The sequence below is a fragment of the Bacillus sp. JHAA genome (assembly GCF_036961585.1).
GTDB lineage: Bacteria > Bacillota > Bacilli > Bacillales > Bacillaceae > Bacillus > Bacillus velezensis.
In genome coordinates, this window is sequence record NZ_JBAMDE010000002.1 from 657,256 (window position 1) to 678,998 (window position 21,743).

Sequence of the window (21,743 nt, forward strand, 5' to 3'; positions counted from 1 at the left end):
TTTCTTATATATTCCACCAGTGGAGACCGTCTTTTTCAAGAAGATCGTCCGAAGCTTTCGGTCCCATTGACCCGGCTTCATAATTCGGAGAAAGGGTTTTGTCGGCTGCCCACGTTTCGGAAATCGCATCGACGAAATTCCATGAAAGCGCCACTTCGTCCCAATGGGCAAAGTTTGTCGCATCACCGAGCAGACAGTCATGGATTAATTTTTCATAGGCTTCCGGTGTGTTCATTTCATCACTGCAGTTGCTGCAGTAGTCCAGCTTAATCGGCTGAGCATGTGCGGCTCCGCCTAATTTTTTAGCGTTCAGATATAGTGTGATGCCTTCATCCGGCTGAATATGGATGACAAGCAGGTTCGGATTTACATTCGTTTCATTGCCGTAATAAAGGTTCATCGGAATGTCTTTAAATTGAACGACGATTTTCGTTGATTTTTCTTTCATCCGTTTCCCTGTGCGGATATAAAACGGAACGCCGGCCCAGCGGAAGTTATCGATTAACAGCTTTCCGGACACGAATGTTTCCGTATTGGAATCCGGTGCTACATTTTGCTCATCTGTATAGCTCGGTACAGCGTTTCCGTCAATCGTTCCCGCTTGGTATTGTCCGCGGACGAAGAAGTCACTTACTTCGTTTGGAGCGACAGGGCGGAGGGCTCTCAGCACCTTCACTTTTTCGCTGCGGATTTCTTCCGTGTTCAGTTTAATCGGCGGTTCCATCGCCAAGAGAGCGACCATTTGTAAAATATGGTTTTGAACCATATCACGGAGTGCGCCTGATTTCTCATAATATCTCGCACGATCCTCAACGCCGAGATCCTCACTTGACGTAATCTGGATGTTTGAGATGTAGCGGTTATTCCACAGCGGCTCAAACAGCGCATTCGCAAACCGGATGACTTCGATATTTTGAACCATTTGTTTGCCTAAGTAATGGTCGATCCGGTAAATTTGATCTTCCGTGAAAGCTTCGCGTATTTCTTTGTTAAGCTCTTTCGCACTCGGCAGGTCATGGCCGAACGGTTTTTCAATGACGAGACGTGACCAGCCATTTGTCGCTGTGACACCTTCGTTTTTAAGTGATTTTGCGATAGTGCCGAAAAACTCAGGAGCCATCGCCAAGTAAAACATTCTGTTGTTCGGGATTTCATATGTATGTTCAAGCTGATCAAGCAGGACATTCAGCTCCTGATAGGAACCCGGATTCGTTACATCAAACGGATGGTAATAAAAATGAGATGTGAAATCGTCTATGTCTTTTTGCCCGGCAGAAGAAACAGACGTTTTAACGGTTTCCCGGAGGTCCTCGTTTGACCAAGGTCTTCTTCCAACACCTACAACTGCAAACTCTTCACCAATTTGACCATTTTTATATAAACGGTGAATGGATGGGTAAAGTTTTCGTTTTGCCAAATCCCCTGTGGCACCAAATATTACAATTACTGCTTTTGGTTTGTCGTTTGTTTTCACTTAGAGTACCTCACTTTATCTGAAGCATGGTTTAAAACCCCGCATATTTCCTTCATTTTAAATCTAAAATTCGTTGAAAGCAAACATTTCAGCCTGTTTTTTGCGGTTTGCGGAAAAAAATTAATCAGGCCGGAGAAGGCCCGGGTGAATTCACATTTTCAGCCTGATCCTGTATCCTTAGTAGTACAAAGATCTAGGAGGAAGCATTGTGGAATTATTATTTTTAGGGACGGGGGCCGGCATGCCGGCAAAGACGAGAAACGTAACGTCCGTCGCGCTGAAGCTTCTTGAAGAAAGGCGTTCCGTATGGCTGTTTGATTGTGGAGAAGCCACTCAGCATCAGATATTACATACAACAATCAAACCGAGGAAAATTGAGAAGATTTTCATCACCCACCTTCACGGCGACCATGTTTACGGTCTTCCGGGTCTGTTGGGGAGCCGTTCATTTCAGGGCGGTGAAGAAGAGCTGACGATTTACGGGCCAAAAGGCATTAAAGCCTTTATCGAAACAAGCCTGAACGTGACGGCGACTCATCTGACGTATCCTCTTACCGTACTTGAAATCGAAGAGGGGACGGTTTTTGAAGATGAGCAATTCATTGTTACCGCAGCATCCGTCATTCACGGCGTGGAAGCGTTCGGCTACCGGGTTCAGGAAAAGGATATTCCCGGCGCATTGCAGGCCGGCAGATTAAAAGAAATGAATATCCCGCCCGGACCCGTCTATCAGAAAATCAAAAACGGCGAAACGGTCACACTTGACGATGGCAGAATCATTAACGGGCGGGATTTTTTGGAACCCCCGAAAAAAGGGAGAATCGTCGCTTTTTCCGGGGATACGAGGGTATCAGAGCGGGTAACGGAGCTGGCGCGCAATGCGGATGTGCTTGTTCATGAAGCGACATTTGCCAAGGAAGATGCAAAGCTCGCACATAATTATTATCACGCGACGACAGAACAGGCTGCGCAAACGGCAAAAAAAGCAGGCGCCAAACAGCTGATCTTAACTCATATCAGCGCAAGGTATCAGGGTGAATCGCCGATAGAGCGTCTCGAACATGAGGCGAAAGCGGTATTTGAAAACAGTAAGATCGCATTTGACTTCATGGAGGTCACTGTGGAGCGGTCTTAAAAAATGGACGCTTGACATTTTTTTCTGGTGAGATATAATAAAACGTAATAATTACGATTTGCACAAGGGGTGAAAATGATGCGTGTGAATGTTACATTGGCCTGTACAGAGACAGGGGACAGAAATTATATTACGACGAAGAACAAACGGACGAATCCGGACCGGTTAGAAATGAAAAAGTATTCCCCCCGGTTGAAAAAGTATACGTTGCATCGTGAGACAAAATAGATCACGATAACAAAAGCCATTGTGCCGTTGCACAATGGCTTTTGTTTTATCAGTTTACCGCCTGATAGGCAGGAGCATTCATTTGCTGGCGCACCGCGCACCAAACATCATAAATGGCAAGGTGGACGATGTGCGGTTCATCGTGGTGAATGGCATGAGAACTGTTTTTGGCCTGAATCCATCCGCTTTGATAAGAGACATCAAGCATGCTTCTGTGCAGTTTCACCCATTGTTCATGAGCGTGCTTTAAACGCTCATCCCGCTCTCCCGATGATAAAATCAACAGCGGCATATCGCCGAAATGAATCTGCTGATGCTTGATCTGACGAAGGCTCGTCAAAAATTCCGCGTGTGATCCTTCCAATATGAACTGTTTCAAATAGGCGGCTTTCATTTCTTCGGGAAGAAGCGGAAGCACTTTCGTCTCCTGATCCTCAGAAACCGGATCAAGCATCACCATCCCGAGAATATCCCGGCGGTTCCGGCTCGCCCAAAGTCTGCTGATAATCGCGCCGTATGAATGCGAGACGACAAGATAAGGAGGCTTGACGCCGGCCTTCAGAAGAAGAGCGTTTAATTCCTGTACCATGTGGTCCGCCGTTCTCTTGTTTCGGCTTTGTCCGCTTTTGCCGATTCCGGCTCTGTCATATGTGAAAACCCCAAATTCTTCATCTATGTCAGCGAGTAATGATGTCCATGTTTCAGAAGAAGTGCCGTAGCCGGCTTCAAAGACGATCGTCACTTCGCCGGCGCCTTTACGGTGTTTCGTATAAAACGGACACCCGTCAATCAGATATGTCCTTTCCATCCATGCTGCTTTCATTGGAGTCATCCCCTCTAATTGGTTCTATAGGGAAGACGGAGAAGCTTCGGCAATCGTTTCTCAAAAAATAAAAAAAGAGACAGCCGGATCGAAAAACTCCGGCTGTCATTTCATCACCATGCTCTGTCGTATTGAACCGGTGACGGTATTTCAGTATTCAGCTGCTTCGCTGCACTCCTTGCAAAGTGCGGATCGCGCAGAAGTTCTCTTGCGACAAAAATAAGGTCAGCGCGGTTGTTTTGCAGAATTTCTTCCGCCATTGTTCCCGTCGTTATCAAACCGACGGCGCCTGTTGCGATTTCGGCCTGTTCACGGATTTTCTCTGCGAAGCTCACTTGGTAGCCTGGGAAGACATTAATATCAGCTTGAACGAGTGCGCCTGAGCTGCAATCAATGAGGTCGACTCCCTGTTCTTTCATCCACTTCGCAAAACCGATATGATCCGCAATGTCCAGCCCTTTGTCTGTATAATCCGATGCAGAAATACGGACAAATAACGGGCCGTCCCAGACTTCCTTGACGGCTTCAATGGTCTCGCCTAAGAAGCGGTAGCGATTTTCATGTGAGCCTCCGTATTCGTCTGTACGGTGATTGGACAGAGGGGACAAAAATTCGTGCATTAAGTAGCCGTGTGCCGCATGAAGTTCAATAATGTCAAAGCCGGCTTCTTTCGCGCGCGCCGCTGCCTGTTTGAATTCCTGAATGGTTTCTTTAATTTGTTCTGTCGTCATTTCAGCCGGTGTTTTGGACTGCTCATCGAACGGAATGGCTGACGGAGCGTAAATGTCTCCCTCAAGCTCAGCTTTACGTCCGGCGTGCGCAAGCTGAATGCCGATTTTAGATCCTTGCGCTTTCACTTGTTCCGTCAGTTTGGCAAAACCTTCGATATGATCATCGCTCCAAATGCCCAAATCCTGATCGGAAATGCGCCCCTGAGGATTAACGGCTGTCGCTTCCACGATAATCAGGCCGACCTGTCCGATTGCACGCGATATGTAGTGCGCCATATGAAAAGGCTGCAGTTTTCCGTCCTTCTCATGTGAGGAATACATGCACATCGGTGCCATAACAATACGGTTTTTGATCGTTACATCTTTAACGGTCCATGGTGTGAATAATTTTCTGGCCATTTATTTCGCCTCCCGGAATGTTTTTAGACATTGATTATAACAACTCATGATCATTCAGTCATATAAACTGCTCACGACTGAGCGCATTGTTATTATTGTTCTGGACGGGCATTTTTTTATACACAGCGTAGCCGTATCTTCATAACAGGCATTTACAGCCGATCATATAGCAAATATAGATGAGAAACGCACCGATGACTGCGTGGCCACCTTTGAACCAGTTTGTCAGGATGAAAATACTGCTGATGAAGATCACTGCGCCGAAGGCACCGAATATTCCGTTTTTTTGAGCGGCTCTGAAATCGTCGGGGCTCATATTTTTCAGCTGCAAGTGAATATTCAGTAACGTCATGATCGGCAGCAATGTAATAACGCCTGATAAGAATAAGTATTTCGATTTGCTTAAATACGCGGCGGCCACCATAACGGTGCCGCCGATAAAAAATTGAATGAGAAAACCCATGCTGAAACGCTCACCTTCTGTTTGTTATCAAGTATAATGATGGAGACATTGCCATTTTATTTTTGATTGATGTATAAGTAAACTAAATATAACTAATGCATTGGATAATAAAGAATGATATCTGGGAGATGAAGCCGGTTGGATTTAAAGAAGCATTTAGCCTTTATTAAAACGGTTGAAAGCGGCAGCCTGACCCAAGCCGCTGCCATATTGAATTACACACAGCCGAACATCAGCCAAATGATCAGTAAATTAGAGGAAGAGTACGGTTTTCCGCTTTTGATCAGACAGCGGCATGGAGTGAGGCCCACCGCAAATGGCTTGAAAGTGTTACATATTATGAAGGAAATTCAAAAAAACTATGAAAAACTGTCTGAAACCGTTGATAATATTAATGGGTTAGAAAGAGGGGAAGTCCGGCTCGGCACTGTTACGAGCGTGGCGGTAAAATGGCTGCCGAAAATTTTGAGGGAATTTAATGAGCTGTATCCTTCCATTAAGGTGCATTTGTTTGAAGGAAATTCTACTGAACTGGAAGAATGGCTGAAAGATGACCGGATTGATGCGGCGATCGGCACATCCCACAGCGAGAGGTGGCATTTTTACCCGTTGGCCGAGGATCAGATTGTAGCGGTGATGAGCCCGCAGCATGAATTGGCGCAATGTGAAACGGTTCCGTTACATGTCATGGAGTCCGTCAAATGTATCGTGCCTTATCCGGAGACACATTTTGATGTGCTGAAAGTGCTGAAGGAAGAAAAGATTACGCCGCGGGTCGCTTATCAAATCAGAGGGGATGAAGCGATTATTGCAATGGTGCGGAACAATCTGGGGATCAGCATCTTGCCGCAGCTTTTGGTGAATGATTGTGATGTGCTCATCAAACGGTTCGACCGGTATGTCTCCAGGCAGCTCGGCATTTTGACAGCTCATGCAAAGGAGACGCAGACACCTTCTGTCCAGAAACTGATTCAATGCATACAAGAATGGGTTGCGGTCCGTCAGGCTTCTGTCTGAAGAAGCCTGATATGCGTTTAAGCCGGTTCAGCATAATAGACCAGCATAAAATATGTCACCGGTTCATCCGAGGAATTAAAATAACTGTGCGGCATCGCCCGAAGTCAGCACATGCTTTTCGTCATGAAGCTCAACCGTCAATTCACCGCTCTTGATTAAAATGTATCTTCCCCTAAATGTGATTTTGCCTCATGGGCGCAGCCCGGCTTTAGGTCAACTATGTCAAAAAGTCTGACCGTGACGGTGGTGAGCGGGGTTATTTTGATGTCGGGCTTTCGTCTGTTTATATAAAAAAAGCATCAACGGCACATGCTGTTGATGCTTTTTTTGATATGCTAGGGTTTGGAGAGCACTTCAATTCCGACGTTGACCATTTTGTCCAGTCCCATAAAAGACAGGCAGATTTTGGCGCGTCTTTTTCTTTTATCGATCTTTTTAATAATGCCTTCCATTCCTTTAAGAGGCCCTGAGGCAACGGTTACTTTTGAATTTTCAATATAGACTTTTGAATAATCTACAGTGTCTCCTTCTCCGATCAGCCTGATAATAGGGAGGATTTCTTCATCCTTAATTGTCGTGAAATAGGTTTTACGCTCTTTGGAATAATATGCGCCGTTATTCACGATTCTGCATGAAATGGGGAGTTCTTTGATTTTATGAAATGTCCGCTCTGTCATCTTCGTTTTAAACAGAACATATCCCGGAAACATCTTTTTGAGTGCCTCGTATTTGATTCCGGCTTTTCGTTCTGTGACTTTTTTCTTGGGTATGATTGAGTAGAGAGCCTGCTCATCAAACTGCAGACGCAGAAATTTTTGAACTGTTTCTTCTTTTCCGGACTCTACAAAAAGTGCGTACCATTTCATGACTGGGTCCTCCTTAGAATAATAAGAAATTATTATACAAAGAAAGTATTTAATGGATAGTATTTAAAGTGATTAAAAATTTTTCTAATTCGTCTTTTTTTTACATAATATATGAAAATGAAAAATAAGTATAGACCCAATTGACAGAGAAGCGATGAATTTTCTTTGACATGAATAGGGTTCAGGGAATTATCTGACATTTATCCCGAAACAATTATGCCGACTGTCCACCGAACATAAAACTGTGAAATAAATGTCAGAAAATAATGAAATAATTCCTTGACATTATTATCTATAAATTGATATTATTCTCTTTAAATAGCAACTATTTGTTAAATTTATTAAATTGATGTAAAGCACCTATTAAATTTCAATCGCTGTTTCGGCACGTTGAAGAGGAAATAGGGATTATAAAAATGATTGTAGTGTATATATCTACATATACATGATAAGGGAGAAGTGTGCCGTCATGGCTGTTTTCGGGCATATTGGCACTGCAGCTTGTCATGCGAAACATTCAGTAAACAAGCAAGATGTCTTTATATAAATTATGTTAGAAAAGGAAAACACAATGCGTTTGCGATTTTTAAACCTGTGCTGAATCGCAAACGCGTTTGTGTTTTTATTTTTATGCCGGTGTTTACACCAGTCAATATATGAAATAAGAGACGTTTTTGTATGGAGAACCACATGTGATGTACAAAATTGGCGATGCGGAAAGGATGAGGATAAGATGCTTACGTTTGTGTTCCCGGGGCAGGGTTCTCAATTTAAAGGAATGGGAGCCGGACTGTTTGATGAATTTCAAGATCTGACACGTCAGGCTGATGACATATTAGGCTACTCTATAGAAGAATTGTGTCTGGAGGATCCGAATCACCAGCTGGGGAAAACGCAATTTACCCAGCCGGCGTTATATACGGTGAGTGCACTCAGTTATTTAAAGAAAATGAAAGAGTCCGGCAGAGAGCCTGATTACGCCGCAGGGCACAGTTTAGGAGAATATAATGCGTTATTTGCGGCCGGCTGCTTTGATTTTGAGACCGGTTTGCAGCTTGTGAAAAAAAGAGGGGAGCTCATGAGCAAGGCAGCTCCCGGAGGCATGGCGGCGGTTTTGGGGTTTACCGCTGAACAAGTAAAAGAGGTTCTATCCGATTATCATCTGACCGGCATTGATATCGCTAACCACAATTCACCTTCGCAAATTGTGATCGCCGGAACGAAACAAGACATTGAAAAAGCGGGCCCCGTCTTTGAAAAAGCCGGCGTGAGAATGTACCTTCCTTTAAATGTGAGCGGCGCCTTCCATTCCCGCTATATGAAAGATGCTGAAAAAGAGTTCGCGGATTATTTAGAAGAAACGGTGTTTTTGCCTCTTCGTTTTCCGGTGATCTCAAATCTTCATGCCGCACCTTATAAGAATGATGAAATCAAAACAAATCTGACTTTGCAAATGACCAATCAGGTAAAGTGGACGGACACGATACGCCGTCTGATGGGACTTGAAAATAATGAAATTGCAGAAGTCGGGCCCGGAGAAGTGCTGACAAAACTGACGCGTCAGATTAAAAAAGATGCCGTCCCATTACCTATGCCGAAAGAAGAGTCTGATACTGCTGATGTTAAAGCATCGGCAGCTGATCCGCAAAAAACGGCGGGAATGAGATTAGGGAACGAAGATTTTAAAAAAGATTATAACATCCAATATGCTTACATGACGGGCTCCATGTACAGGGGAATTGCTTCGGAACAGATGGTCATTAAAGCGGCAAAAGCGGGAATGCTGGGCTTTTTCGGAACGGGCGGATTGAGTATCGAACGGATCGGACAGGCCATCGGCACCATCCGGTCTGCACTGCGGCAAGGGGAAACATTCGGAATGAATCTTCTTCATCATATGATGTCACCTGACAAGGAAGTCAGAATGATAGATTTATATTTGAAAAACGGCATTCATCTTATTGAAGCATCGGCATTTATGGGCATAACCCCCGCTCTTGTTATATACAGGGCAAAGGGATTAACCAGGAATCATGACGGGTCGGTGTCAGTTCAAAACAAAATCATCGCGAAAGTATCCCGGCCTGAAGTCGCTGAGGCCTTTCTGAATCCGGCTCCGGCTCATGTGCTGGAAAGACTTGTGTCTGACAATCGGCTGACAGCCGGGGAAGCGGCGCTTGCAAAAGAAATTCCGATGGCTGATGACATTTGCGTTGAAGCGGATTCAGGAGGGCATACCGACCAAGGGATTCCGTATACATTAATGCCTGCTATGATCAGACTCAGAGACCGCATGATGGAGAAGCACGGTTATGCGAAAAAAGTAAGAATCGGCGCAGCGGGCGGCATCGGCACTCCGGAAGCGGCTGCTGCCGCGTTTCTGCTCGGCGCCGAATTTATCGGAACCGGTTCTATTAATCAATGCACGGTCGAAGCCGGGACAAGTGATTCAGTGAAAGATCTGCTTCAGGAAGCGAACGTGCAGGATACGTCATACGCTCCTGCGGGAGATATGTTTGAAGCGGGAGCAAGGGTGCAGGTGCTGAAAAAAGGCCTGTTTTTCCCGGCAAGAGCCAATAAACTCTTTGACTTGTACAGACAATACAATTCTTTAGATGAAATAGATGAAAAAACGAAAACATTAATTGAAGAAAAGTATTTCCAGCGCAGTTTTGAAGAAGTGTATGAGCAGTTGAAACGTGATAAATCTCCTGAGCAGATCGCCAAAGCCGAACAGAATCCGAAACACAAAATGGCGATGGTATTTAAATGGTATTTTTCTCATACGACAAGGCTCGCTCTGGAAGGAAAAAGCGAAAGTAAAATAGATTACCAAATTCATTGCGGTCCTGCGCTCGGCGCGTTTAATCAATGGGTGAAAGGAACCCCGCTTGAAAATTGGAGAAACAGGCATGTCGATCTGATCGGCAAACAGCTCATGGAAGAAACAGCCGGCCTTCTTGCGCAAAGGCTGGTATCGATTACAGGCTGAGTATGACCAGCCATTACATTTTTTCTGCGGAGGACAGACCATGCTGATTGAAAATCATGAATTAACGATGAGCCATGTCGGGTTAGGGAATTTGAATGAGTACGCGCTGCTGCTGTTATTCGGCAACGCACACAGTCACCATTTAACGGACGGAACGGGATTCCGGCCTGATCAGATGGCCGATCACCAAGGGCTGATTTTGTATCCGGCTTATTTTATGACACATCTCAAAGTTCCTTCAGATCAGCCTCTTGATCAGTACCGATTATGGGACGAGGTTTCCGTCGGAGTCGATATCTCCCGGTTTGGAGAAACCATATTAGAATCTGATTATTTGTTCGGGCCGAAAGGAGCGGTCAGCTCTGATAAAAGCGAGTGGGACCGGGGACGGTTTCCTTCTATGAAAGCCAATAGTTTAATTGTCGTCGACGTCACACAAACAGAAGGTTCGACGCGCAAAGTCTCAGCGCCTAAGGCTGAATGCATTGCGGAACTTTCTAAGCTAGCCAAGCCGCCTTACGCCCTGATGCGGTCAAAGAAAATCAGAACGGACGCCTTCGGTATGAAGCCGGGCAATCTCAAAACAGCAGACCCCGTTTCATATCGGGTTCCTGTTGATCAGGATGCTGCGCCCGGACATGCCATGGTGTTTGCGAAATTCAGCAAGATAATGGATGCGGCGGAATTTGAATGGATGACGCGCCGGTCGAAGCCGGGTTTTCCGGTTTCAATCGCGCGGCATTTATTTTTGCTTGAAAGAGAGACGTATTATTACGGAAATTGTTTTGCAGATGAAGAGCTTGATATTTATATGACGGGACACATTGAAGAGTGCGATCCCGACTTTCACGGTGAGTCCCTCGGTATGATCTCAGTGGCGAAAATCAGCTATCAGATTGAAGTCTATATGAAAAGAAATCATACATTGCTGGCCATTTCCAAGGTGGATAAGCTGCTGGCGGTGCCGACCTCTTCACAAGATCATATTCCGGATTATAAACGGGTCATCAGAAGTTTATAAAATGAAGAATGGAGCTGAAAGCAAATGGAACAAACCAAGGAAATGAAGCAGATCATCGCTCAAATCATTCAGGATATTCAAGAACAGCAGTCATATCGGGCCGTCGAAGCGGGGGATGATGTGAGAGTCATAGAGGATCTGGGCTTCTCATCACTGGATATCGCTCAATTAGTCGCACAGATGGAGATGGAAACCGGAGTAGATCCTTTTTCCCAAGGAGAAACGATTTCCAGCATTACAACCGTCGGCAGCATTTGTAATATTTATCAAAAATATATGGACAGTGCTCAATCATGAAAACAGAAAGCAGGGGAGATATCAGCTGGGTGACTGATAAGCTTAGGGAAACGCAAGACAGTGAGTTTCTCATTTTTAAAGGGCAGACTTTTACGTATGATGATTTGCTGACACGAATCAGCTTTTTTCAGAAAGAACTTAAACAAAACGGAATACGTGAAGGAGAATGTGTGGCGCTTATCGGGGATTATTCCCCGAACGCCATTTTTTTGCTGATGGCGCTTTTGTTAAACCGAAATATCGTTGTCCCTCTCAGCAATGAATCAAGGGAAAAGCATCTCGATATGTTTGAAGACGCGAAAGTGAATCAAATCATTGAAATAAATGAAAATGACAGCTGGACGCTTCGTGAAGGTTCTGAAAGCGCCTCTCACCCTCTGCTTGATGACCTGCGCGAGAGAGAGGAGTCAGGCATTATTATTTTCACATCGGGAACTTCCGGCAAAAGCAAAGCATCCGTGTTAAGCGCCGGCCGGCTGCTTGAAAAATATAAAACGGCGAAGAGAAAACCGCTGCGTACGCTCATTTTTCTGAAATTGGATCATATCGGCGGCATTAATACGCTGTTTGCGATTCTGTTTAACGGGGGAACCATCGTCACATCAGACAGCAGAACGCCGGAGTCCGTTTATCAGGCGGTCGACAAGCATGCTGTCCAAGTGCTCCCCGCCACCCCGACCTTTTTAAACATGCTGCTGATGTCCAAGGCGGATGCCGGCTATAACCTCTCTTCACTCCGGCTGATCACTTACGGCACAGAACCGATGCCCCAATCAACGCTGCGCGGCATTCACCGGCTGTTTCCGGATGTACGGCTGAAACAAACATACGGATTAACTGAACTGGGTATATTCTCAACGAAATCAAAAGACAGCCAATCCACTTGGATGAAAGTAGGAGGTGCCGGAACAGAGACCAAAATTACCGGAGGCACGCTTTGGGTCCGTTCTGAGTCCGCGATGCTCGGCTATTTAAACGCACCGTCACCTTTCGATGAAGACGGCTGGTATGACACCGGTGACCAGGTGGAAACAGACGGCGAATATATAAGAATCCTTGGAAGAAAGAGTGAAATCATTAATGTGGGCGGAGAGAAAGTGTTTCCGGCAGAGGTGGAAAGCGTCTTTCTGGAGATACCGAATGTCCGGGATGTTCTCATAACAGGCAGAAAAAATCCGATTACAGGCGAGATTGTCGCGGCAGAGGCCGTGCTCGAAAAAGAAGAAGATATCAAATCTTTCAGAAAGCGGGCCGTAGCTCATTGCAAACAGAAGCTGCAGCCATATCAGATACCGCAGATCATCTCTGTTACAGATCGGAAACTGTCTAATGATCGATTTAAAAAAATAAGAAACGTGTAAAACAGGAGGCAAATATGAATAACGGAAAAGTAGCGGTCGTCAGCGGAGGAAGCCGGGGGCTGGGAAAAGCGATTGTACAGACGCTTTTGGATGAGGATTACATAGTAGCCGCTTTCAGCCGCAGTGAATCTGATTTTATTAACACATTGAGAGAGAGTGAAAAGTACCGCGGCCGCTTTTATTGGGAAGCGGCGGATGCGGCGGATGATGCCGCCATGAAACAGTTTGTTCTTCAAGTATACCGCAAGTTTTCCAGAATAGACGGCTTGGTCAATAACGCCGGTTTGAACCTTGATCAGCTGCTGCCCCTGACCAATGATGAAGACATTGACCGCATCCTCAATCTGAATATCGGCTCAGTCATCAAGCTGACCCGGAACGTTTCCCGTGTCATGCTGAAACAAAATTCCGGATCAATCGTTAACATAAGCTCCATTATCGGCTCAAGAGGATTTAAAGGCACTTCAGTCTACAGTGCATCCAAAGCGGCTCTTGACGGCTTGACGCGAAGCCTGGCCAGGGAGCTCGGGTCTAAAGGAATCCGTGTCAATTCACTTGCGCCCGGTTTTGTGGACACCGATATGACGAAAAATATGCCGGAAAAACAAAAATCGCAGATTATCAGAAGGACGCCGATGGGACGTTTAGGTGAAACAGACGATATGACCGGACTCGTTCGTTTCCTGCTTTCTCCTGAATCGTCCTTTATGACCGGACAGACAATGGCAATAGACGGCGGATTAACTTGTTAAAGCACAGAAAAATTCTTTTGTACAAGGGATGGTATCCTCATGAAATGTATTAACGAATTTTTAAGAACGGTAATAGCGCAAAAGCTGGGTGCCGAGGTGACCGAAGCGGAAGATAAAACCGCTTTTTTTACTCTTGGCGTGACGTCTCTCATCAGTGAAGAAATCATGACCATATTGCATAAAGAATTTACCGGCCTTTCTGAAACGCTGCTGTTTGAATATCCGAACATTGAGAAATTGAGTGAGTTTTTAAGTGCGCAGAAACGAAATCCCGAAAGCGTTCTTGAATTCACAGAAACGGAGCCTGATAAGGGAAGCCGGCAGGAAGAAGAATTGCTTCCCGTACAGGCGGCTGAAAAGGTGCCTGAACCGGCAACGGACGGGAGCTCTGATATTGCGGTTATCGGAATGAGCGGGATGTTTCCGAAAGCGGAAAACCAGCATGATTTTTGGAACAATTTAATGGAAAATAAAGATTGTGTCACTGAAATCCCAGAGGACAGATGGGACAGCTCTTATTACTCGGAAGAGAAAACGGCAGAATACGCTTCATACAGTAAATGGGGAGGTTTTATTGATCATCCGGATCAATTTGACCCGCTGTTTTTTTCTGTTTCCCCGTGGGAAGCTGATTTAATGGATCCTCAGCAAAAATTGTATGTCACGTGCTGCTGGGAAGCGATGGAGGATGCCGGTTACGGGAATCCGGCGGCGAGGCCGACGGATCAAATCGGTGTATTCGCCGGAGTGACCTGGAATGAATATTCATTAATTGCACACGAAGAAGGTTTCCTCAAAGATCAGTACAAAGGCCCCGGCTCCTTATATTGGGGCATTCCGAACCGGGTTTCTTATTTCCTTGATCTCCATGGCCCGAGCATCGCTGTTGATACGGCGTGTTCTTCATCGCTTGTCGCCGTCCATCAGGCTTGTCAGGCCATTATGTCGGGCGACTGTGAAATGGCGCTGGCCGGAGGCGTCAACCTCAGCTTACATCCGCAAAAATACATGTTTTTAAGCCAATCGCATTTTCTGTCTTCTGAAGGAAAATGCCGCAGTTTCGGTGAAGGCGGAGACGGTTACGTGCCCGGCGAAGGCGCGGGAGCCGTTTTGTTAAAACCATTGAAAAAAGCGATTGCGGACAAAGACCACATCTACGGTGTCATTAAGGGGTCCGCCACTAATCACGGCGGCAAAATGACCGGGTATACGGTGCCGAATCCGGAAGCGCACCGGGACCTGATTTTATCCGCTCTAAACAGAGCCGCGGTAAGTCCGGCGGATATCAGCTACATTGAAGCTCACGGAACCGGCACGGCACTCGGCGATCCGATTGAGATACGCGGCCTGTCTATGGCATTTGATAAACAGACCGATGAGAAAAACTACTGCGGAATCGGCTCGGTGAAATCCAATATCGGACATTTGGAAGCGGCTGCAGGGATCGCCGGTTTAATCAAGGTGCTTTTAAGCATGAAACATGAAACGCTTCCCGCCAGTCTGCACTCCGAGGAACTGAACCGCAAGATTTCTTTTTCTGATTCGCCATTTTATGTCGTCCGAAACAACCGGCCGTGGCCGGCTGAAGGAGATAAACCGAGAATCGCCGCAATCAGTTCATTCGGCGCAGGAGGCTCTAATGCCCATCTGATCGTAGGTGCTTATCAGCCAAAACGGCAAGCGGACAAGAATACTGAGCAAAAACCGCATGCCGTCGTATTAAGCGCACATTCCGAACAGCAGCTGAAAGAATATGCCGGGAAATTGAGCTCCTTTCTTGCCCGTTTGGAAAACCTGCCTTCTGCCGGCGGATACAGTCTGGAAAATATCGCTGCCACCTTATTGTCAGGCAGAGAGCCTTTCTCCTTCCGGCTTGCTGTCATTGCATCATCCCTTTCTGAGCTGAAACAGCGATTGGACGGATTTGTAAGCGGTCACAGCGACGGCAGGTATATGTACTTCGGAAAAGCGTCACACGGGCGGCCGGACGTTTCAGGCCAATCCGTTTCAGATCCTGAGAAATTTGCCGCGCTGTGGGTGAAAGGCCTTCAAGGTTGCAAAAAGCCGGAAACGCCGTATCAGAAAGTTCCGCTTCCTACGTATCCGTTTTTAAAGGAAACGTCCTGGCTGACCGATCAAAAAAAGCGGTATACAAAAAAGCCCCAAAATATCAAAAAGCGTGAAGCGCTGCATCCTCTGCTTGATGAGAATATTTCATCCGCCCGGAAAGGGACGTTTCAAAAGATATTTTCCAAGGATGAATATTTCTTTAAAGATCATTTAGTGAACGAAAAATATGTGCTTCCCGGAGTCTGTCATCTGGAAATGGCGGCATACGGCGCGGGATTGTGGGGAGAACGCCCGGTCGTCTCTCTTCAAAGTGTGTGGTACATGGAGCCGATTGTGACAGGGACAGACCCAAGATCCGTCATGATAGAGTTTGAAGCAGAAAAAGAGCGTATAAGCTATGTCATTAAAGAAAAAGGAGCGGACGGCACCCTCTTTTCGCAAGGAGAAGTGATTTGTAAAGAAAAAGGGACGTCTTTAGAGGCCCCGGCCTTTCAGCTCCCGGCGCCATTTGCGCAGAGAACGGAGCCGGAAGACATCTATCACTCGTTCTCTGAGGCGGGAATCGTGCAAAAGGACAGTTTTCAGGTCATCCGCGAATTCTCTTATACAGAAAGGAAAGCACTGGCCAAATTAACGCTCCCGTCACACTTGGAAGCCGATTTTAAACAGTACATCCTACATCCGTCCTTAATGGATGGCGCTGTTCAAACTGCAATGGCGCATGTGCTGCAATTTCAAAAAGAGCCTGCGCTTATCGTACCGTTTTCCTTCGGAGAAATACAGCTGCTTGAACCGTTAGCGAAAACCGTATTTGTGTATGCGGAGGTAAAAGCGGCCTCCGTTCACCAATTTGATCTGCATATTTGTGATGAGCGCGGCGTGCTGTTGGCGGCAGTGAAAGATTTTATCATAAAAGAGGTGCAGGAAAGCGCCGGCTTTAACCAAAAAGCCGGCGTCACGCCGAAGAAAAGCCGTGAAACGGAATTGCTTATGACACCGGTTTGGAACACCGTCACCATTCCGGAAACCGGCATGTCTTTCATGCGTGAAGAAAAAATAATCGTCATCGGGGCCGGGCCGGATTTTCAGCAGACTTTGAAAGAGATGTATTCCGATGTCCGTTTTCCGGTCATCACTTCTTTGGACAGCGCGGAACAAATGGCTGAAACATTGAAAGCGCAAGGCTCTTTTCAACACATGATATGGGCGGCGCCGGATCATCCCATTCCATCCGTTTATGATGCGGATACGGCCGAGGGACAGGAGCACGGGGTCATGCAGCTTTTCCGGCTGGTAAAAGCGCTTCTGCTTCTGAATTTTGACATGGAACAACTATCATTGACAATCTGCACGTTTCAAGCACAGCCGATTCATGAACATGATGAGGTCAATCCGAGTCATGCAAGCATACACGGATTAGCGGGGTCGCTCGCAAAAGAATACACCAATTGGAGCATCCGGCTTCTTGATTTGGAATCTCAAAGGGGAGACCGGCATCTCCCCGATGTCTTCTCTTTACCGGCGGACTCCGAGGGAAATCCGTGGGTATTTCGTGCAGGTCAGTGGCACCGCCAGCAATTGGCCGTCTGCCAGCCTCATGCAGATGAGCCTTCATTATACCGGCACGGCGGGGTTTATGTGATTATCGGCGGAGCAGGCGGAATAGGAGAAGTATGGACTGAATATATGATTCAGACCTATCAGGCGAAAATTGTCTGGATCGGGAGGCGGAAAAAAGATACACAGATTGAAAGAAAGCTGAAAAGACTTGCGGCTTTAGGCCCTGCACCGCAATATTTCAGCGCGGATGCTGCCGATTATGACTCTCTCAAACGGGCGTATGACACCATTGTAAAGGAAAATGGAAAGGTCCGCGGAATCATCCATTCCGCCATCGTGTTATCAGACCGAAGTTTTGCCAATATGGAAGAGGATCAGTTCCGCGCGTCACTTTCTGCAAAAACTGATGTGAGCTTGCAGATTGCCCGGGTAGCTGAAGGGGAACCCCTGGATTTCTTGCTGTTTTTCTCTTCGATGATGTCGTTTCAAAAAGCGCCGGGACAGAGCAATTATGCCGCCGGGTGCACGTTTAAAGACGCTTTTGCTAAGCGGATCTCACAGAAAGCGCCGTATGCCGTAAAAGTTGTCAATTGGGGCTTTTGGGGAAGTGTCGGCGTTGTCGCTTCAGAACAATACCGGAAACGGATGGAGCGGGCCGGAATCGCTTCTATTGAGGCGCCCGAAGCGATGAAAACGCTGGAAACCCTGCTTTCCGGACCTCATGACCAGCTGGCGCTGATCAAAACGACAGATCCGGTTTTTATGAAAGACGATCTGAAAGAACAAGTAACGGTTTATCCGGAAAAGATTCCTTCCGCACTCGGACAATTAACGGTTAACATCACGCAGAATGACGAAGCTGAGCGGTTAAAAGCATCAAGTGTCATGAGCTGCATGAGAGAGATGGAGTCCCTTATTGAAAAAATGCTTGTATCAACCCTTTATGAGATGGGAGCCGGGCTTGGTCAGGCTTTGCCGTTATTTCAATCGGCTGCCGGCATAACGGAACAATACAGCAGATGGCTGAAAGAGAGCTTTGTCCTCCTGAATAAATTAGCGCTTACTCCGGAAAAAACGGATCTAGGGCAGGTGTGGGAGGAATGGGAGCGGAAAAAAGAGACTTGGCTGCGCCAGAAAGACATGAGGGCGCATGTCAGATTGGCAGAAGAGACATTGCGTGTGCTTCCAGACATTTTAACCGGTAAGCTTCCGGCAACGGAAGTGATGTTCCCTGACTCCTCTTTCCGTCTTGTGGAAGGCATTTACCGCAATAATATCATTTCTGATTTTTTCAATGACAAGCTTGCTGACACATTGATTGCAGTTTTGAAGGAACGTCTGGAAAAAGACCCGCAGGCGAAAATCCGCATTTTAGAAATCGGAGCCGGAACGGGCGGGACGAGCGCCGCGGTCATGAGAAAATTGAAACCGTATGAAGCGCATATTGCCGAATATTGTTTCACGGATATTTCTAAAGCATTTCTTTTACATGCAGAAGACATATTCGGTCCGGAATATCCTTATGTCACTTATAAAATATTCAACGCTGAGCAGCCGGTATCAACAGAAGCGCCGGACATCGGCACGTATGACGCAGTGATCGCGACCAATGTGCTTCATGCGACAAAAAATATCCGCTCTACGCTGCGCCATGCGAAAGCAATGCTGCAAAAAAACGGCCAGCTGTTTATAAATGAGATCAACAACCGTACCATATTCAACCATGTGACGTTCGGCCTTCTTGAAGGCTGGTGGCTGTATGAGGATCATGATTTACGGATTCCGGGCTGTCCGGGGGTTAATCCGGCCGGCTGGGCGGAAGCGCTTTCGCTTGAAGGATTCGTCCATCCTCTGTTTCCGGCTGAAGCCGCACACGACTTAGGCCAGCAGATTATAGCGGCTGAAAGTGACGGAACGGTCAGGCTTGCCCTCACGCAGGCGTCAGAAGAGAAGCCGGAGCGCCGTCCGTATGACGCAGAAGGTCTTTCGGATGATACTTTGCATGTCAGCCTGAGAGAAAAAAGCGTTGAACTGATGAAGAAGGTAATCGGTGAAGCGCTTAAAGTGCCGGCGCATCGTCTTTTATCCCATGAACCTTTAACCGCATACGGATTGGATTCCATACTGGTCGTCAGACTGACCAATGCGTTAAAAGACGTCTTCGGTTCTGTCAGCAGCACTTTATTTTTTGAATATCAAACCATTGATGAGCTTGCTGATTACTTTCTGTCTTCCCGTAAAGAAGCGCTCGAGCGGCAATTCGGGAATGGACGGGCTCATCCCGAAAACGCCGGACGGGTGCAGGCTCCCGCAGAAAGCGCCACGCCGATTCCAAACGTAAGAGAACGGGGCATCGCATATCTGACGGAATTAATAGGAAAAACGTTGAAGATTCCGAGCGGGAGAATGGATCCGTCGGTTTCCTTAACCGCATACGGTTTGGATTCTATTCTGGTCGTCAGGCTCACGAATGCTTTTCGTAACGTGTTTGACCAAATGACCAGCACCCTCTTTTTTGAATATCAGACGATAGAAGAAATCGCGGATTACCTGCTTCTTTCTCAGCGGGGAGCATTTATGAAAGCGATGGGTGTGCGTGAAGAGCAGCTGTCTGATCACACAGATAACCTGAATGTAAAACAAAACAAAATTCCTCAAAACGAGGAAGGCAGCAGGACGAACGGAGATCCCTATATCCGGGATATCGCTGTCATCGGTCTGTCAGGCCGGTATCCGGGCGCCGATCACGTTGATGAGCTGTGGGAAAATGTAAAAGCCGGCAGGCATTCTATTACTGAAGTGCCGAAAGATCGCTGGGACTGGAAAACGTTTTATAACGAGGAACGCGGAAAATGGGGGTCCATTTATTCAAAATGGGGCGGTTTTCTCGATGACATTGATAAATTTGATCCGCTGTTTTTCCGTATATCTCCCGCGGAAGCTGAAAGGATGGATCCGCAGGAAAGGTTGTTTCTGCAGACTGCTTATTCAAGCATTGAAGATGCGGGGTACACCCCGGCCACCCTTTGTGACAGCCGGAAAATCGGAGTCTTTGTCGGTGTGATGAACAGCAATTACCCGACAGTTCCCAGCGACTGGTCTATCGCAAACAGAGTATCGTTTTTGTTCAATTTCCAAGGGCCGAGTATGGCTGTGGATACAGCATGCTCTTCTTCTTTAACAGCTGTCCATCTCGCCGCAGAAAGCCTGCGGAGCGGAATGAGTGAAACAGCGATTGCCGGCGGAGTCAATCTTATCGTTGATCCGGCCCACTATGAGCGGCTGTCCGCTTTTTCAATGCTGTCTCCCGGTGATAAATGCAAATCTTTCGGAGACAGTGCGGACGGTTTTGTTGACGGTGAAGGAGTAGGGGCGATTGTGTTAAAGCCGCTTGCTCAAGCGGAGAAAGACGGCGATCATATTTACGGCGTTATTAAAGGAAGCATGCTGAACGCAGCAGGCAGGACAAACGCTTATATGGTGCCGAATCCGAAAGCGCAGTTTGATCTGATCGCAGAGACGTTGAAACGGACAGACATTCACCCGAGAACGGTCAGTTACTTGGAAGCCCACGGAACGGGCACTGCGCTCGGTGATCCGATTGAAATCGACGGGTTAACGAAAGCTTTTCGCCTGACAACAGAAGACCGGCAGTTTTGTTCCATCGGTTCAATTAAATCAAATATCGGACATTTAGAAAGCGCTGCCGGGATTGCGGGGATCACCAAACTGCTTCTGCAATTGAAACATAAGAGGATTGCCCCTTCATTGCATGCGGCGGAATTGAATCCGAATATTGAGTTTGAGCACACTCCGTTTTTCGTACAGCAAAAAGAAACGGAATGGAAGCGACCTGTCTTGAATATCACGGGTGAAATGAAGGAATATCCAAGAATTGCCGGCATTTCCTCGTTTGGAGCAGGAGGTTCAAACGCGCATGTCATCATTCAGGAATTTGTGCCGTCTGACAGCCTGAAACCAATGGAAAACGCGTCTGTTTCTCCGCAAAAACCGGCTGTTATTATTTTATCAGCTCGAAATGAGCAGCAATTGACAGAGCGCGCCCGCCAGCTTCTGGATGATGTCATAGGAAAAAAACGTTCTGACGGGGATTTAGCCAAGATCGCTTACACGCTTCAGACGGGAAGAGAACCGATGGCTGAGCGGCTTGCATTTACGGCCGAGTCGATAGAAGAACTGAAAATGAAGCTTATGAGTTTCTCAAACGATCATAATATCGAACATGCTCATATCTGGCGGGGCAGGACAGCCAAACATCATTCATTGGCGGCTTCACTCACTTCTGATGAAGATATGGCGCTTACCATAAATGCCTGGCTGAGAAAAGGGAAATACGGAAAGCTGCTTGACCTTTGGGTTAAAGGACTTGACGTCGATTGGTCAGCTCTTTATCAGCGCAACCCGGGCCGCATCAGTCTCCCGGCCTACCCTTTTGCCAAAGACCGATATTGGGTCACAAAAGCTGATGTGTCACTTGACACAACAGGCTCAGCGAAAAGTGAGAAAGCAGCCAGACTTCACCCGCTGCTCCAC

Annotated in this window: 14 protein-coding genes; 9 read left to right on the top strand and 5 right to left on the bottom strand. The window is 46.8% G+C overall.

Features of this window, described 5'->3' with window-relative positions:
• Window positions 1–4: 4 nt before the first annotated feature.
• Window positions 5–1,474, bottom strand: a complete 1,470-nt coding sequence (gene zwf / locus V7728_RS07515) for a glucose-6-phosphate dehydrogenase (RefSeq protein ID WP_012117935.1) — start codon at window positions 1,472–1,474, stop codon at window positions 5–7.
• A 208-nt stretch (window positions 1,475–1,682) separates the two neighbouring features.
• On the opposite strand from zwf, the gene rnz reads away from it, so the two are divergent.
• Both rnz and rpmG read left to right on the top strand, forming a co-directional pair.
• The gene (rnz, locus tag V7728_RS07520) at window positions 1,683–2,609 is read left to right on the top strand and encodes a ribonuclease Z (protein ID WP_099566891.1); all 927 of its coding nucleotides are present in this window, start codon (window positions 1,683–1,685) and stop codon (window positions 2,607–2,609) included.
• Window positions 2,610–2,687: 78 nt separating this feature from the next.
• Window positions 2,688–2,837 (top strand): 50S ribosomal protein L33, encoded by a 150-nt coding sequence (rpmG, locus tag V7728_RS07525; protein ID WP_003153246.1) that lies wholly within the window; start codon window positions 2,688–2,690, stop codon window positions 2,835–2,837.
• Window positions 2,838–2,886: 49 nt separating this feature from the next.
• Here the strand turns inward: rpmG and V7728_RS07530 are convergent, their stop codons facing one another.
• The 3 genes from V7728_RS07530 to V7728_RS07540 all read right to left on the bottom strand — a co-directional run bounded on the left by V7728_RS07530 (window position 2,887) and on the right by V7728_RS07540 (window position 5,253).
• Window positions 2,887–3,660, bottom strand: a complete 774-nt coding sequence (locus V7728_RS07530) for an alpha/beta fold hydrolase (protein WP_012117933.1) — start codon at window positions 3,658–3,660, stop codon at window positions 2,887–2,889.
• A gap of 113 nt (window positions 3,661–3,773) precedes the next feature.
• Window positions 3,774–4,790, bottom strand: a complete 1,017-nt coding sequence (namA, locus tag V7728_RS07535) for an NADPH dehydrogenase NamA (protein WP_003153250.1) — start codon at window positions 4,788–4,790, stop codon at window positions 3,774–3,776.
• A 139-nt stretch (window positions 4,791–4,929) separates the two neighbouring features.
• Entirely contained in the window at window positions 4,930–5,253 is a 324-nt protein-coding gene (locus V7728_RS07540; RefSeq protein WP_032866384.1) for a GlpM family protein, read from the bottom strand.
• A gap of 138 nt (window positions 5,254–5,391) precedes the next feature.
• On the opposite strand from V7728_RS07540, the gene V7728_RS07545 reads away from it, so the two are divergent.
• A complete protein-coding gene (locus V7728_RS07545) occupies window positions 5,392–6,270 on the top strand; it encodes a LysR family transcriptional regulator (RefSeq protein ID WP_032866381.1) in 879 nt (292 codons plus the stop codon).
• A 335-nt stretch (window positions 6,271–6,605) separates the two neighbouring features.
• On the opposite strand, the gene loaP is transcribed toward V7728_RS07545, so the two are convergent.
• A complete protein-coding gene (gene loaP, locus V7728_RS07550) occupies window positions 6,606–7,136 on the bottom strand; it encodes an antiterminator LoaP (RefSeq protein WP_007408401.1) in 531 nt (176 codons plus the stop codon).
• A gap of 733 nt (window positions 7,137–7,869) precedes the next feature.
• Between loaP and fabD the strand changes: the two genes are divergently transcribed.
• The 6 genes from fabD to V7728_RS07580 form a co-directional block, all read left to right on the top strand.
• Entirely contained in the window at window positions 7,870–10,128 is a 2,259-nt protein-coding gene (gene fabD, locus V7728_RS07555; protein WP_032866379.1) for an ACP S-malonyltransferase, read from the top strand.
• Between the two features lie 40 nt (window positions 10,129–10,168).
• Window positions 10,169–11,149 (top strand): LnmK family bifunctional acyltransferase/decarboxylase, encoded by a 981-nt coding sequence (locus V7728_RS07560; RefSeq protein ID WP_015240163.1) that lies wholly within the window; start codon window positions 10,169–10,171, stop codon window positions 11,147–11,149.
• Window positions 11,150–11,173: 24 nt separating this feature from the next.
• Window positions 11,174–11,446: an acyl carrier protein gene (locus V7728_RS07565; protein WP_032866377.1), complete on the top strand. Its 273-nt coding sequence runs from the start codon at window positions 11,174–11,176 to the stop codon at window positions 11,444–11,446.
• Window positions 11,443–12,807, top strand: a complete 1,365-nt coding sequence (locus V7728_RS07570) for a long-chain fatty acid--CoA ligase (protein WP_032866374.1) — start codon at window positions 11,443–11,445, stop codon at window positions 12,805–12,807. The genes V7728_RS07565 and V7728_RS07570 overlap by 4 nt, the downstream gene beginning before the upstream one ends.
• Window positions 12,808–12,821: 14 nt before the next feature.
• Window positions 12,822–13,559: an SDR family oxidoreductase gene (locus V7728_RS07575; RefSeq protein ID WP_025284970.1), complete on the top strand. Its 738-nt coding sequence runs from the start codon at window positions 12,822–12,824 to the stop codon at window positions 13,557–13,559.
• 39 nt (window positions 13,560–13,598) lie between these two features.
• A partial coding sequence (locus V7728_RS07580) for an SDR family NAD(P)-dependent oxidoreductase (RefSeq protein ID WP_335371361.1) occupies window positions 13,599–21,743 on the top strand: 8,145 nt, incomplete at its 3' end.